The 13,177-nt window shown below is 41.5% G+C and carries 21 protein-coding genes and 1 pseudogene; all 22 read left to right on the top strand.

The genetic code is table 11. From position 1 onward, the window contains the following. The first annotated feature begins 81 nt into the window (after positions 1–81). Positions 82–1,596, top strand: coding sequence for an AAA family ATPase (locus NCCP2331_RS14240; protein ID WP_251671521.1), 1,515 nt, complete (start codon positions 82–84; stop codon positions 1,594–1,596). Next, complete coding sequence (locus NCCP2331_RS14235) at positions 1,589–1,870, top strand: hypothetical protein (protein ID WP_251671518.1); 282 nt, start codon at positions 1,589–1,591, stop codon at positions 1,868–1,870. The genes NCCP2331_RS14240 and NCCP2331_RS14235 overlap by 8 nt, the downstream gene beginning before the upstream one ends. Before the next feature lies 1 nt (position 1,871). Beyond that, complete coding sequence (locus NCCP2331_RS14230) at positions 1,872–2,138, top strand: AbrB/MazE/SpoVT family DNA-binding domain-containing protein (RefSeq protein WP_251671517.1); 267 nt, start codon at positions 1,872–1,874, stop codon at positions 2,136–2,138. Positions 2,139–2,140: 2 nt separating this feature from the next. Continuing rightward, on the top strand, positions 2,141–2,338 hold the full coding sequence (locus NCCP2331_RS14225; protein WP_251671514.1) for a hypothetical protein: 198 nt from the start codon (positions 2,141–2,143) through the stop codon (positions 2,336–2,338). Next, positions 2,339–3,232: a RecT family recombinase gene (locus NCCP2331_RS14220; RefSeq protein ID WP_251671510.1), complete on the top strand. Its 894-nt coding sequence runs from the start codon at positions 2,339–2,341 to the stop codon at positions 3,230–3,232. 58 nt (positions 3,233–3,290) lie between these two features. Then, positions 3,291–3,734, top strand: coding sequence for a hypothetical protein (locus NCCP2331_RS14215; RefSeq protein WP_251671508.1), 444 nt, complete (start codon positions 3,291–3,293; stop codon positions 3,732–3,734). Beyond that, complete coding sequence (locus NCCP2331_RS14210) at positions 3,731–4,471, top strand: MBL fold metallo-hydrolase (protein ID WP_251671505.1); 741 nt, start codon at positions 3,731–3,733, stop codon at positions 4,469–4,471. Before NCCP2331_RS14215 ends, NCCP2331_RS14210 begins: the two co-directional genes overlap by 4 nt. Continuing rightward, the gene (locus NCCP2331_RS14205; RefSeq protein ID WP_251671502.1) at positions 4,472–4,717 is read left to right on the top strand and encodes a hypothetical protein; all 246 of its coding nucleotides are present in this window, start codon (positions 4,472–4,474) and stop codon (positions 4,715–4,717) included. A 15-nt stretch (positions 4,718–4,732) separates the two neighbouring features. Then, on the top strand, positions 4,733–5,572 hold the full coding sequence (locus tag NCCP2331_RS14200) for a replication protein (protein WP_251671500.1): 840 nt from the start codon (positions 4,733–4,735) through the stop codon (positions 5,570–5,572). Then, positions 5,550–6,830: a replicative DNA helicase gene (locus NCCP2331_RS14195; RefSeq protein WP_251671497.1), complete on the top strand. Its 1,281-nt coding sequence runs from the start codon at positions 5,550–5,552 to the stop codon at positions 6,828–6,830. Before NCCP2331_RS14200 ends, NCCP2331_RS14195 begins: the two co-directional genes overlap by 23 nt. A 274-nt stretch (positions 6,831–7,104) precedes the next feature. After that, positions 7,105–8,100, top strand: a complete 996-nt coding sequence (locus NCCP2331_RS14190; RefSeq protein WP_251671496.1) for a DNA cytosine methyltransferase — start codon at positions 7,105–7,107, stop codon at positions 8,098–8,100. Positions 8,101–8,344: 244 nt separating this feature from the next. After that, entirely contained in the window at positions 8,345–8,539 is a 195-nt protein-coding gene (locus tag NCCP2331_RS14185) for a hypothetical protein (protein WP_251671492.1), read from the top strand. A gap of 11 nt (positions 8,540–8,550) precedes the next feature. Then, the gene (locus NCCP2331_RS14180) at positions 8,551–8,949 is read left to right on the top strand and encodes a MazG-like family protein (RefSeq protein ID WP_483882478.1); all 399 of its coding nucleotides are present in this window, start codon (positions 8,551–8,553) and stop codon (positions 8,947–8,949) included. A gap of 1 nt (position 8,950) precedes the next feature. Continuing rightward, complete coding sequence (locus NCCP2331_RS14175) at positions 8,951–9,178, top strand: hypothetical protein (protein ID WP_251671489.1); 228 nt, start codon at positions 8,951–8,953, stop codon at positions 9,176–9,178. Further along, positions 9,175–9,732, top strand: a complete 558-nt coding sequence (locus NCCP2331_RS14170; protein WP_251671487.1) for a RuvC family protein — start codon at positions 9,175–9,177, stop codon at positions 9,730–9,732. The genes NCCP2331_RS14175 and NCCP2331_RS14170 overlap by 4 nt, the downstream gene beginning before the upstream one ends. After that, positions 9,732–10,181, top strand: a complete 450-nt coding sequence (locus NCCP2331_RS14165) for a hypothetical protein (protein WP_309296377.1) — start codon at positions 9,732–9,734, stop codon at positions 10,179–10,181. The genes NCCP2331_RS14170 and NCCP2331_RS14165 overlap by 1 nt, the downstream gene beginning before the upstream one ends. A gap of 38 nt (positions 10,182–10,219) precedes the next feature. Then, positions 10,220–10,618 carry an RNA polymerase sigma factor gene (locus NCCP2331_RS14160; protein ID WP_251671485.1) on the top strand — a complete coding sequence of 133 codons (399 nt, stop codon included), beginning with the start codon at positions 10,220–10,222 and terminating at the stop codon, positions 10,616–10,618. A 268-nt stretch (positions 10,619–10,886) separates the two neighbouring features. Then, the gene (locus tag NCCP2331_RS14155; protein ID WP_251671482.1) at positions 10,887–11,081 is read left to right on the top strand and encodes a hypothetical protein; all 195 of its coding nucleotides are present in this window, start codon (positions 10,887–10,889) and stop codon (positions 11,079–11,081) included. Positions 11,082–11,194: 113 nt separating this feature from the next. Then, on the top strand, positions 11,195–11,923 hold the full coding sequence (locus NCCP2331_RS14150; protein ID WP_251671480.1) for a hypothetical protein: 729 nt from the start codon (positions 11,195–11,197) through the stop codon (positions 11,921–11,923). Positions 11,924–11,935: 12 nt separating this feature from the next. Further along, positions 11,936–12,271, top strand: coding sequence for a hypothetical protein (locus tag NCCP2331_RS14145; protein WP_251671478.1), 336 nt, complete (start codon positions 11,936–11,938; stop codon positions 12,269–12,271). Between the two features lie 184 nt (positions 12,272–12,455). Beyond that, on the top strand, positions 12,456–12,839 hold the full coding sequence (locus NCCP2331_RS18460; RefSeq protein WP_309296378.1) for an HNH endonuclease: 384 nt from the start codon (positions 12,456–12,458) through the stop codon (positions 12,837–12,839). 92 nt (positions 12,840–12,931) lie between these two features. Further along, positions 12,932–13,177, top strand: a pseudogene (locus NCCP2331_RS14135) (phage terminase small subunit P27 family); the annotation flags it as partial.

Below are 13,177 nucleotides of genomic sequence, written 5' to 3'. Positions count from 1 at the left end.
ATCCAGGAATGTGCCAAGACTGCCATCATGAATGGTCTGCAACAGAAACAGAAAAACTTTCAAACCAGGAGGAAATATGACATGAAAATCAAACTCAAAGATCTTCAATTGAAGAATTTTAAAAGTCACCAGGACCTATCCGTAAACTTTGGCGAGCGCACGGAGATCACTGGTGACAATGCAAAAGGTAAAAGCTCCATCACCGAAGCTGTTACATGGCTATTATACGGCACGGATGCAGTGGGTAGCAAATTGGATCCGACACCAGTGACGTATGAAGCTGACTCTATCGGTGTCTATCTGACGATGCTGAAAGACGAAGAACTATTGACGTTCGGCAGAGAAGTCAACGGCACGCGCAATAAATTTATTTTGAATGATGTGCCGTCAAAGGCTACTGAATTCAACGAAGTCATTAACGAAATGCTTCCGAAAGATTTGTTTCTATCACTGTATAATCCAGCGCACTTCTTCACGCTTCACTGGGAAAAACAACGGGAAATGCTTTTAAGCTATACGATCCCACCGGCAAATAAAGAAGTGTTTGACCAGCTGCCGAAACCACAAGCGGAGAAGTTGGCTGTTTTGGTCAAGAAACATTCGCTTTCTGACTTAGATAAGATCCATCGCGATAATAAAAATAAAAAAGAAAAGGCATATATTGCCGCGCAAAGCCGGACCAAAACATTGCAGGAACAATTACAACAATACGGTTCCATGATTCCGCATGAGTCCTTACAAGTGGAAGTTGCGCAGCTGATCAAAGAACGTGACGAAAAAGAGAAACTTACTGATGCTGCTGGTGATGCTAACGGAAGGATCCGCGTGTTGCAAAGCCAAATTGACGGTTTAACCAAACAAATTGATAACGGTCGTTTAAATCACACCAATTTAAAGCAAAGAGAAATAGACACGAACTGCCATTCATGCGGTCAAGAGCTGACAGATGAAGCTAAATCGACAGCAGAACAATCGAAAGACGCCCAATTGAAATCTATTGCTGACAGTGTTAACCCGCTTATCCAGAAGCGAAAAGAGTTGCGAGAAGAACTGGCCGATCTACCTTCAGTGGATGTTCCGTCTGAACTAAGAGAAAGTCTGCAAACTTTGCAATCAAAAATTGTAGAGATTGAACGGCAGATTGATAGACACAGGCAACTTGAATACCTGGAGGCAGACATTGAAAAGGCTCAGACATCCGAAAAAGAAACGAAAGAATCGCTCAATGAATCCATCTTTATTATAGATGCAATTAAAGCTTTTCATGCAAAAGAGGCAGAGCTGCAGGCGGAGAAAGTACAAGGCTTGTTCAAAAACCTGTCTATCAAATTATTCGAAACGGTGAAATCCACTGGAGAAATGAAACCGACATTTGAGATTCAGATGGACGGCAAGGACTATAAGAAACTTTCTTTATCTGAATCTATTCGTGCAGGTCTTGAATTGCGTGACGTACTGTCAGAGCAAAGCGAAATTATCGTCCCTTGCTTCATCGATAATGCGGAATCTATTACGAAGTTTGATCCTCCAAATGGGCAGTTGATTATTAGTCGGGTTATTGCTGGCGCAAAATTGGAGGTTTCTATTAATGAGTGAATTCACCGGATATGGTCGTGCCAACACTATTGACTTTGGAGATTATGTAGAAATTGAAATGCATCGATATGGCGCTCCAAATGAAATGTTTCTTCATAAAGTGGTCAGCGCATTGCGCTCTAACACATGGATAGATACACCATTGAAGTGGGATTCCCAGCCAACAATTCATCCTGAAATAGAACCCGTGTTAAATGTAATTCAGTGTGGAATTGATGAAACAAAAGTTATTCGCGTTAGACAAAAAGACTGCAAATTAAGGGAGCTGAATTGAAATGAAAGCACTAGGAATCATTCGTAAAATCGATAACCTCGGAAGAATAGTAATCCCGAAAGAAGTCCGCAGAACGCAGGAGTGGGAAGAAGGGCAAGCAATGGAGTTTTTCATGGATGGCCACAAGCTCATTATCCAGTCATATGAAGGCGAGCGCAAAAAGGATGACGCAATCAGCAAGCTGGAAAAGTTGCGTGACGGAATTGAAGTTGGCACCGAACGGCAGGAATTTGACTCAGTCATTGATTACTTGAAAGGCGTGGATTGAGTATGGAAATTAAAGAAATTCAAGTAGGTTTCACGTATACAAAGAATCTCGGAAACTTCGAAAGTTTGAAAGTAGATGCTGGCGCTCGAATTACTGTTGAACCTGGTCAGGATATTGATCAACTTTACTCAAAAGCCTACCGCGAAATGAAGCAACAAATAAAATTCGGATTGAATGAATTCGGAAAGGGTGTATTTTAAATGCAGCAAAATCAATTATCTACTCATCAATCATTAACTCCAGAAATTCAAGAAGCATTCCAGCCGCAAGTATTGGACGTAATTCGTAATTCGTTTGCGCCAAACGCGACAGAATCGGAGTTCTTACTTTTCGCTCATAAAGCGGCGTCATACGGTCTCGATCCGTTTAAAAATGAAGTCTTTTTTATTAAGTACGGGAGCACGGCGCGTATCCAATTTGCTGCAGAAGCGTACTTGACAAAAGCACGCGAAAAAGAAGGTTTCCAGCCGCCTGATACGCAGATGGTCCATGAAAACGATGAGTTCAAAATTGCTATGAATAAAGAAACAAAGGATATGGAAGTAGAACTTCACGAAATCGGATTCCCACGTGGCAAGATCATTGGTGCTTACTCAATCGCTTATCGTGACGGCCATCGTCCAGTAACAGTGATCATGGACATTAATGAGGTGGATCACATGTTCACCGGGCAAAACAAGGATAACTGGAAAAAGTGGACAAGCGATATGTTTGGCAAGCATGTTCAGCAGCGGGCGCTTAAACGTCAATATGGCTTGGAATTTGACGACATTACAATCTCACAAAATCAAGATGGCGCTGCTCCTGAAAATCGCCAACCAAAAGATATCACTCCCAAACAAGAAGTAATTGACCAACCGCAACCAGATCCAAAAACAGAAAGTGATCATTTGCGTGATGAAATTAATGCGAAATTTAAACAGCTTGGAATCAATAGCAATAAAGAGGCTGGTGACTGGCTGCAATTGAATGCTCCAGACATCAATCCTAAGACTGCAACAGAGTCGGAAATGCTTGGTTTGATTCAGCTGCTTGATATGAATATTGAAATGGCAGAAGTGCAGCAGACGCAGGAAGATGACCAGATGCTGTGATAGTAATCGGGCTGCGGCTTGAATAGCGCAGCTACACTTTTATAAAGGTGGAATAATCATGATTCAGATTAAAAAAGAGCATTTGAATTTTGCGGCTTCTGCGGCAATCGGTTTTTCTGAAAATAAGAATTGGGAAACATATCAAGATGCAGACTATCCCGGATTGCTAGCGCTACGAATGGGCGCAGATCGGGATTGCGTGGAAGTCTACGAGATAGGAAAAGAGGTTGCTAATTTCGTACAGATGTTAGAGCCACAACCCGCACCAGAGAAAGAAGCGATGGATTTCATTTTCTATTCCGCAAAATTGAATAAAGAAAAAAACTTCACTTATAGTTTTGAACAGGGCTTAATCGGCAGCATATCAGCAGCGGCCGATCAACTAAAAGGACGAATCGGCAAAACTGCAACAAAAAAAGAAGCGCAAGAAACAGCGGAGATTATCGCTTATCTTGTCGCAACTTCCGCAAGTCTAGGTGCAAGGATGTTGAAAAACGTATGAAGATTAACATTCTAGCAAGCGGATCCACAGGCAACTGCATTGCAATAACAGCTGGGAATAAAACGATTTTAATTGATGCTGGAATTGCGAAAACGAAGATTGAAAAAGCGTTGATGAATGTCAATATCAGGCCGGATCAAGTCGAAGCTATTTTTGTTACTCATGCTCATGGCGATCATGTCAAGGGTCTGCCGATCGCCAATAAATACGGCATTCCTGTATTTGCTGGCGCTAAGGAATGGCAAAGTATTAAAGGGATTGATGAAGAACACAGAAATGGCATAAGCGAAGACTATTGTTTTGGTCACGGTCCGTTTTTACTCACCGCTTTCAGGACACATCATGACTCATTTGATCCAGTCGGTTACACAATTCAGGGCCAAGAAGAAAAAATCAGTGTCTGCTTGGACACAGGGCACATAGATCCTGCCATGCTGCTGGCAATGGCCGACAGTGACATCTACATCATCGAATCCAATCACGAACCGCGAATGGTCGAAGCGTCCGCTTATCCAAACAGCGTCAAGGCCCGAATTATTTCTCACATCGGACATTTAAGCAACCAGCAGACTGCAGAAGCGCTGTCCAAACTTGTGCGGGGCAGTGGCGAACAAATTTATCTGGTCCATTTAAGCAATAAAAACAACATGCCAGCCCTGGCTGAAATGACCGTGAAGCGCGAGCTGCTGAAAAAAGGATTGACAGCCGGCAAGCACTACGAATTGGAGGTTGTTTGAATGCATGTGCAAGTACACATAAATGATTACACTATGATTCTTCAGGCTATCGTGAAATTGCAGAAAGAGAATACCGCCCTAAAAAGTAAGCTTGAAGCGGGAAAGTTGCATGTTTTGACTAATGATGTTGCCAACCGTATTAATCACTGGATGAACGTTCCGTACCGCGACGTTAGCGAACGGCAGGATATTGAGAACTTCGCAAAGGAAATCACTAAATACATTGACAGCCAATTAAGAACTTGAACAGGGTGAGTGATTATGGCAAATCCACAAATAGAAGAAGGTTATACGCGGATTGCCAATGAGATCCTTGGAGAAGTTATGAAGTTAAACCTCAACGGCACACAATTTCGGCTCGTCATGGCAATTTGGCGTTATACGTACGGATTCCAGAGGAAAGGTCATGAAATGTCATTATCTTTTCTGGTAGAAGCAATTAGTGCCTCGCGCAGTCAGGTGACACGCGAACTAAATGCATTGATTGATAAAAGAATAATTGTTGTCGTTGGGGTTGGAAAAGGAGGGAGTCGAAAATTGGGGTTTAATAAGAATCACACAGAATGGGAGAGGGGTACTCTAAATAGGGTATACCCTAATCCGAGTACAGAGGTGTACTCTAATCAGGGTACAGAAGTGTACTCTAATCCGAGTACCAAGAAAGAAAGAACTAAAGAAAGAATTAAAGATACTCGTCAATCCAAAAAATATGACGAGGACAACACCTATTTCAAAATGGCAATCTACTTTCACGAACGTGTCTCAAGAGTTGCAAATGATGCTGGCATAGCCCATCTAATTAAAAAGTCGAATATGCAGACTTGGGCAGACGATATGAGAAAACTTGTCGAGATCGATATGGTGGACAAGCAACTGGCGAAAAAAGTTATGGATTGGGTTACTGAGGATTCTTTCTGGCGTACCAATGTTTTATCCGCTAAAAAGCTACGTGAGAAATTTATGGACCTGGCAATCAAAATGAATGCAGAAAAGCAGCCGCAGCAACCGAAGAATGTGTATGATCCGCGCGATAAAGAAATAGCCTTCCAGCAACATATTCAGAATGGAGGCAATCCGGATGAATTTGATTGGAGTCGATGAAACGTCAGACGCGGAACAATCTGTATTAGGTGCCATCTTCTTAGATCCGAATGTATTAGACGAAATCCATTTTATCGAAGATCGTGATTTTCTCGACGCTCGTCATCAGCAGATCTTTCGTGTGATTAAATGGCTTGATCAGCGCAGTAAACCTATTGATGTGACAACGGTCGCTGAAATGTATATCCAGCACAACCGAACGAATGATTTGAGCATCAGCTATATTACACAGCTTGCTGCAGGCGTACCAAGCACGTCCAATATCGTACACTATGCAAATATGGTCCGTTCCAAAGCAATCAGACGGCGAGGCATGGTAGTAGCTGACCAAATAAAAGAACTGATTCATGAAGACTTCGACAGCGATGAACAGTATTTCGCAAAAGTGGAATCACTGATTTCTGATATGCGGCCTGAAGACAATGGAAAAATGCAGAACTTTGCAGAAACCAGACGCGCATACTTTGAACATCTACGCTCGCAGAACATTGACTACATGGAAACGAAATTTCCGAAATTTGACGGATGGGCGCACGGGTTATGGAGAGGCTGGCTATTTGTAAGTGCTGGCCGCCCGTCTGTCGGTAAAACGGCTATGCTGCTGCAGAGAGTAATGGGAGTAGCGCAATCCGGCCCGGTACTCATCTGGTCACAAGAAATGGATGATAACGATCTGAAAGACCGGATGATTTCGAATATGACGGGGATCCCTTACGCATCTATTACAAATAAAAGCCTGACGCCCAAACAATTGGGATTTGTTGAAGAGGCATACAATCAGCTCGAGAGTCTTCCGCTATATATCCAGGATTCTAGTGGTGTGTCTATTGACGAAATACGAGCCACTGCCAGACGCTTCAAACGGCAATACGGGGAGCTTGCAATGATTGCGGTGGATTACTTGCAAATTATGCATATCCCGCAAAAAAGCAATGAGACGCGCGCCCAGGCTATCGGTAATGTGACAGGTGCAGCTAAACAGATTGCTAGAGATATGGATTGTTGTTTCATGATGCTCTCTCAAATGACGCGTGACAGTGAGAATTTCAAAAAGCCGACATTGGCCCACTTAAAAGAATCCAGCTCCATCGAACAGGACGCAGACGTTGTTGAATTCTTGTGGCACGATCAGAACGATATGGACCCGCAAGGTAAAGTGATTCAGCAGTTTATTGCAAAGGGACGAAATATCGGGATTAATGAATTCCGTTTGCTGTTCCGTGGATGGAAACAGCAGTTTGTGGAGTTGGATAAATAATGGAGCTGTTGACGGTGGATGAAATTCTTAGTCTTTATTTTGCAGCTGCGGGGATATTCTTGTTTGCTTATTTGATGGGGTTTCTTCGCGGGAGAGAGTGATGAAGATTTGACGGATAATGCGAAGGAGTGAATACCTGTGAAGACATGCAATGAATGCGGTGAAGAATGCGAATACTGGGCAGATGAAGTCGCTGAACTATGTGAATCATGTTTAAGCGACATAGAAAGTTAATACGCATTCCGAGAATTATGCGTAACAAGGGGGTGGAGTATTGATCAAGATTCTTGAACTGTTCGGCGGAATCGGAGCGCCGAGGAAGGCATTGATTAATCTTGGTGTATCTCATAAAACAATTGATTATGTCGAATGGAATGAAAAAGCAGTCCGCACATATAACGCAATGTTCGATAATCTATACAAGCCTGAAAGTGTTGTTGGTTACAGCTTGCAACCAGATATTCTTGTTCATGGTTCGCCATGCCAAGATTTTTCAATAGCAGGAAAGCAATACGGCGGCAATATAAGTGACGGCACCAGGAGTTCTTTACTCTTTGAAACTATCAAAATAATCGAGAGTTTAGGAATATGGAAACCGAAATTCGTCATTTGGGAAAACGTGAAGAACGCTCTCTCCAAGAAGATGGTTTCCGCGTTCAATCATTATATGCGCGATATGGAAGCACTGGGGTACACCAATTCTTATGAAATTCTCGATGCGAGAGAATTTGGCATACCTCAGGCGCGAGAAAGGATATTCACCGTTTCAGTTTTGGGTGACAAGTCGTTTGATTTTTCGAAGTTGCAAAGAAGACCAATGCAACCGATCGAATCATTTCTTGAGAATGAAGTAGATGAAAAATATCTCATCACTCAACCTAGTATGATTCGTAAATTGCCAGACAAGCCAGTTGTTTCGGGAACATATGGAGGGAGAATGTTAGACGAGGTAAAAGACTTCGTTTATACGATCACCACTAAACAAATGCGTTGCCCTAACAGCGGAGTAATTCGTGTGGATGCTGACAGTTGGAGATATTTAACGGAACGCGAATGTTGGAGATTGATGGGCTTTGATGATTCGGACTTTGACGCAGCACTTCTCGAACATCCGTCCAGAGAAGGTTGTCTAAATGGAACACTCTACCATCAGGCCGGGAACAGCATTGTAGTACAAATACTTGAAGCTATATTCGAGCTATTGATTAGTGGAGAATATTCATCTGATTTCAGTGTTGAGAAAGATGGTCAGGTGCAATTGATTTGTTGAACATTTCGAAGATCAGCTGCCGAAGGGATATTTTATATTATTACTTATGATTCTTCAAGCCTACCCAGCTTGTGGGCAGATCTTTTGATTAAATCTTTTATTGCCGTTAATTGATTATGAGTTCAATCAATTCATAAATCAGCAAAAAGATTCTGATCAGCAGAAGAATCATAAGAAAATACCTCCTTATTCAGTTAACTTAGTTTATGCAAGTTACCTGTTTTTATGTGAAAGGAGAATCTGAATGAAGCGAACCAATGCAAAAGGCATCACTCGCCAAGTAGCCGTAAAAACTATCAATTGCAGAATATGCGGGGATGAGCAGCAGGCGCAAGTAGGTAGCGTATGCCATAAAGATAACCTGTGTATTATGTGCGCTAATCACAAAACGAAGTCTCGGAAAAATGAAAATAGATATAAAAATTTTGAAGTTCAATAGGGGGAACTAAATTGACAAATTATAAAGATTTAACTTACGAAGATAAACAAAAAGCGCTGGATGAAGCACACGCCATCATGAATGCGCCCAACTTACAAGATACAACTGACCGCGTTCGCGTTTGGGCAATCACGCGAGGACTTGATGAGGCAGATCCACTCAAACAGATGCTTAAACTCATAGAAGAAGTAGGAGAGATTGCTGCTGCTCTAGCTCGTGGAGATATGCAAGCTGCAAAGGACGGAATTGGCGATGTGCATGTTGTGCAGACCATTCTTTCTATGCAACTCGGAACCTCAATCGAAGAGTGTGCAGGCATCGCTTACAACGAAATCAAAGACCGTAAAGGAAAGATGGTCAATGGAGTATTTGTGAAAGAATCAGATCTTCCAACGGAAAGGGCTGAATGAAATGACTGATCGATTAATCGCCATGATTACAGATTACAAGAATCACGGCGAACGTGTTGACGAAGTACTTTTTCAAGAAGTCACAAAAACCGTCCATAAACTACAAAAGGCGGATGACTTGTTACAGAAATTATATTACGAAATGGGAAAGAACGCGGGTTCAGATATTGAATTGTGGCAAGAAATTAAGTGGTATATGAACATTATGAAAGCGTCAGATCCGACATGAGATTCGTAGGCATTGACCCATCTACTAAAACAGGATTTGTTGCACTCGATGAAGATGGCCAAACTTTGAGAGCCAAAGAATTAATGGGCATTGGTGATAAGGATCCCGTTCGCATGATTACGTTAATCGACGAAGTTATGAGACACGTTGAAAAAGATGACTTGATTGTGATCGAGGGCTTCGGTTTCGCATCTCAGCAAGCCATACAGTCTGGTGGTATCGGCTGGGGTATAAGAATGGCATTAACCAGGCGCAGTATGAAGTATATAGAAGTCGCTCCAAACGCGTTGAAGAAGTTTGTTAATGTAACCGGATGGAAAGGTGAAGCGGGCGACAAACAAAGGCTGCAAGGCGCAGAAAAGAAGAACGCGGTTATGGATTCAGTTAAGGCACATTTTGGATTTGTTCACAGTAGCGATAACGTAGTGGATGCATATGTCTTGGCTCAGATTGGTAAGTCGATTAAAAATAAATCGGTAAATTATCAATACCAAAAAGAAGTAATTGAAACAATTATCACACCACCAAAAACCAAAAAGAAGGGTAGGAAATAATGATGAAAAAAATCGAATTGCACGTTTTATTTAAGAAGATCCAGAAGGATGATAAGAAGGAAGTTTTGGAGTTTCACATTTTAAGTGATGAGATTCCGCATAAATCGGAATTGATTGGCATGGCCGGAGGAATTGCTATTCTGGAAGTAGAAGGCACGGAAAAGCTCACTGCCGAATTTAAGAGCATTCAGAAGGACTCCAAGAAGGCCGCTCTGAAGTTTGAAGCGAAGGGCGACAATAATGAGAAGATTGTGCAGCTCTATCGTTTGGCTGGCAGCAACGTGAAGCTGAACTTAGAAGAAAGTCAGATGTCGATTGATGAGTTTTATGATGAGGACGAGCATGAGGGGCTTGAATATAATCTGGATAAGAACGGCACTGTTGAAGTTGTAGACGGCCAGATTACATCTGAAGAAGTGTTAGCTGATGATGAACCGTTATTGCAGTGAGCCATAACCAAATTAGTAAATCGGGGTAGGTGAGCGCGTTGTATGATTGGCTAAAAGATTATCGAAATATAGAAATTGAAATCATTAAGTTGGAAAACAAAATCACGCGTGAAAAAAGAGAATTAGGAAGGTATAGCGGCGGGGATCTTGGTGGCCGGATATTACACGAGGATTCTGTTTCGTCTAGTCTGGAAGAAAGAATAGAAGCTAAGGAATTTGAGTTAGCCCATAAAATGAATGACCTATTCGATATCAAGCGAATGGTAAAAAGATTTGATTTAGTAGACCACCAAATTTTATATGGTCGCTACATCGAAGGAAAAACATTTGATGAAATAGCGGATGATCTGGGCTACAGCAAAGGAACCATTTACAACAAGCATGCCATGCTCATGAAGGTTGTCGGATATCTACAAGATTTTACTGCAGTAGAATAAATCTTTCATTCAGATTTCATTAAATTATAATCAAAAACCATTGAATGAAACTATTGTAAATCCGCGTTATAGTAAGAGTATAAAGAACTGACAGTTAGCCGGTTCTTTATATTTCCCTCTTATCCTTTCACCCACACGATAGCCACGGCAGTATAGTGTCCTATGTACAACGTGTGGGTGGTTTTCTGTGTGTTTAGTAATATCTTAGTGACATACATTTCCATCTGTACTATGATTAGTGCGGAGGGAGGTGGAAAAGATGTTAGTTGTGCATTTAAGAGGTAAAAATGAAGAAGGAAAAGATTGTATACTATCTACTCACAACATTTCCATTGAAATGTTCGAATTAATCTTAAAGGTCGGTAAAATACATTCAGATGGAAAGTTATATGAAATCACGGATAGCTATATGGCTACGTATGATGAGTACCCTACGTTATTATTCGTTAAAGAAGTAAAGTAATTTCTCGCTTTTAGTCACATCCATTCGGGTGTGGCTTTTCTATGCTCATTTTACTATGAACAGTTTTCTTTTCCTTCTGTATTGGTTACAATTGGTAGCAGGAGGGGATTAAATTGAACAACTTATTATTTATCATATTCTTATTATCAGCAGCGGCAATTGGAATTTTCATCATTCTAGCTATTCTAGAGTTTATCAAAAAGAATAAACCGCGAGGAATAAAGCAGATAAAGTTTGCCGGGATATCTGCAGCAGTCATGATAGTTTCACTCATCGCGTTCACTGCTACATCTGATCCGGTAAACGAAAAAACAGAAGAGGTTGCTGTTGAGGATGAGCAGCCAGAACCTGAAGAGGAACCAGAGGAAGAAGTTAAACCGGTAACGGAAGAACCGAAAAAGGAAGTTTCTGCACCGGTCGTAGTCGAAAAGCCAAAAGCGGAAAAACCAATAGAAAGTAAACCAAAGCCGGAACCAGTTAAAAAAGAAATCAATACATCCGTTTATGAATATGCATCTAACATAGATATTACAGATGCTCGTGACTTAAACGATCACATTACATTGATGATTGATATGAAGACGGACAATGAGGGCATGGCCTTCCAGCATGTGCTTAATCAAACTTACGATTTCGTACAGCAACCGGACATTGAGGGAGCCAAAACGATTGGAATTAATGTTCGTGTGAAAGGTGACAAAGTCGGAATGTTTACCATCTATCCGGAAAAGTTTAAAGCTAATGACGATGAACCAATGGCTGATGCTGTATTAGCTGCTTCGGATTTAGAAATGGTGAATGCTGAGGTGGAACAGTTCGGAAAGGTAATGGAGCTATGGTAAAGGAGTGATACCATGAATGAACAGATCAGTTGTGATACATGCAGTGAAGATTTTGCTATCAAACTGAAAACCAAAACACATAAGATCACAATCAAAGAATCATACTTCGTCTGTCCGAATTGTAAAACAAAGTATGTTGCGTTCGTAACAGATCCTGAATGTCGTAAACTCCAGAAAGAAATCAATCAGCTGCGAGAATCTAAAAATAATACAGCTAAAGAATTTGCTGAAGGAAAAATAAATGAATCCGAATATATTATTTCAATTAATAAAATTCAAAATAAAATCAAAAACAAAATGAATCTTCTCGAACCAAAGATGAATCATCTTAAACAACAATACTCTTAGCATCTATCCAATCGGGCAGGTGCTTTTATTATGTAGAGGTGGTGAGGCTCCTGTGTCTATGTACTGTGATATACAGAGAAAGGAACGGTGATCCATCATCTGCCTGCTCAGGCTTACGAGCAACCACAAGGCGTCTGGCTATCATTGTCAGGCGCTATTGTTATGAGGTGATCCAGTGGCTCCTATGCGTCAATGCCGTCATCCGTCCTGTCGTGTGCTAATACCGTTTACAGACACGTACTGCGAGCGTCATATACGGACAGTCAACCAAAGCTATGACAAGGCTAAGCAAAGAAGCAATCCAGTGTACGCTGCCTTTTATCAGACTACAGCATGGCGCAACACTCGTAAGGTGGCGTTGATGCGCGATGACTGGTTATGCCAGCACTGTTTAAACAAAGGTAAGCACAAAACTGCCGAGATGGTAGATCATATCATTCCCACTCTTGTGGACTGGGAAAAACGTTTAGAATTGGACAACCTACAGAGCCTGTGTAACGCGTGCCACAACAAGAAGACTGCCAAAGACGTATCGAAGTATAGAAAGAGTCCCCCCGGTGCGTTCTAGCCCTACTGTATGGCTCCCGATTAACCGGCGGGGAGTCTTCTTTAAGAAATTTGCCAGAAACTACTTTACTAAATTAGGAAAGGGGTGAGGGAATGGCTAGACCAAGAAAATTATCCGGTGCTTCTACTGGGAAAATCGGAAAAGAAGAAATTGAACAGCGAAAGAAAGAAGAAGAAACTCTTCGTGAATTTGAGAAAATTTCTCTCTCACCTCCTTCCTGGTTAAGTAAAGACGCAAAGAAGGAATATAAGCGAATTGTTCCGCTCATGGAAAAACTACCAATTGCAGCGCTTGATTTAGCATCTGTCGCCATGTACTGTGATTACTTTTCGAAGTAT

It is taken from the genome of Sporosarcina sp. NCCP-2331, from assembly GCF_023707945.1.
Taxonomy (GTDB): domain Bacteria; phylum Bacillota; class Bacilli; order Bacillales_A; family Planococcaceae; genus Sporosarcina; species Sporosarcina cascadiensis.
Note: the sequence above shows the minus strand (reverse complement) of the source record. Positions and strands in the feature narration are given on the sequence as shown.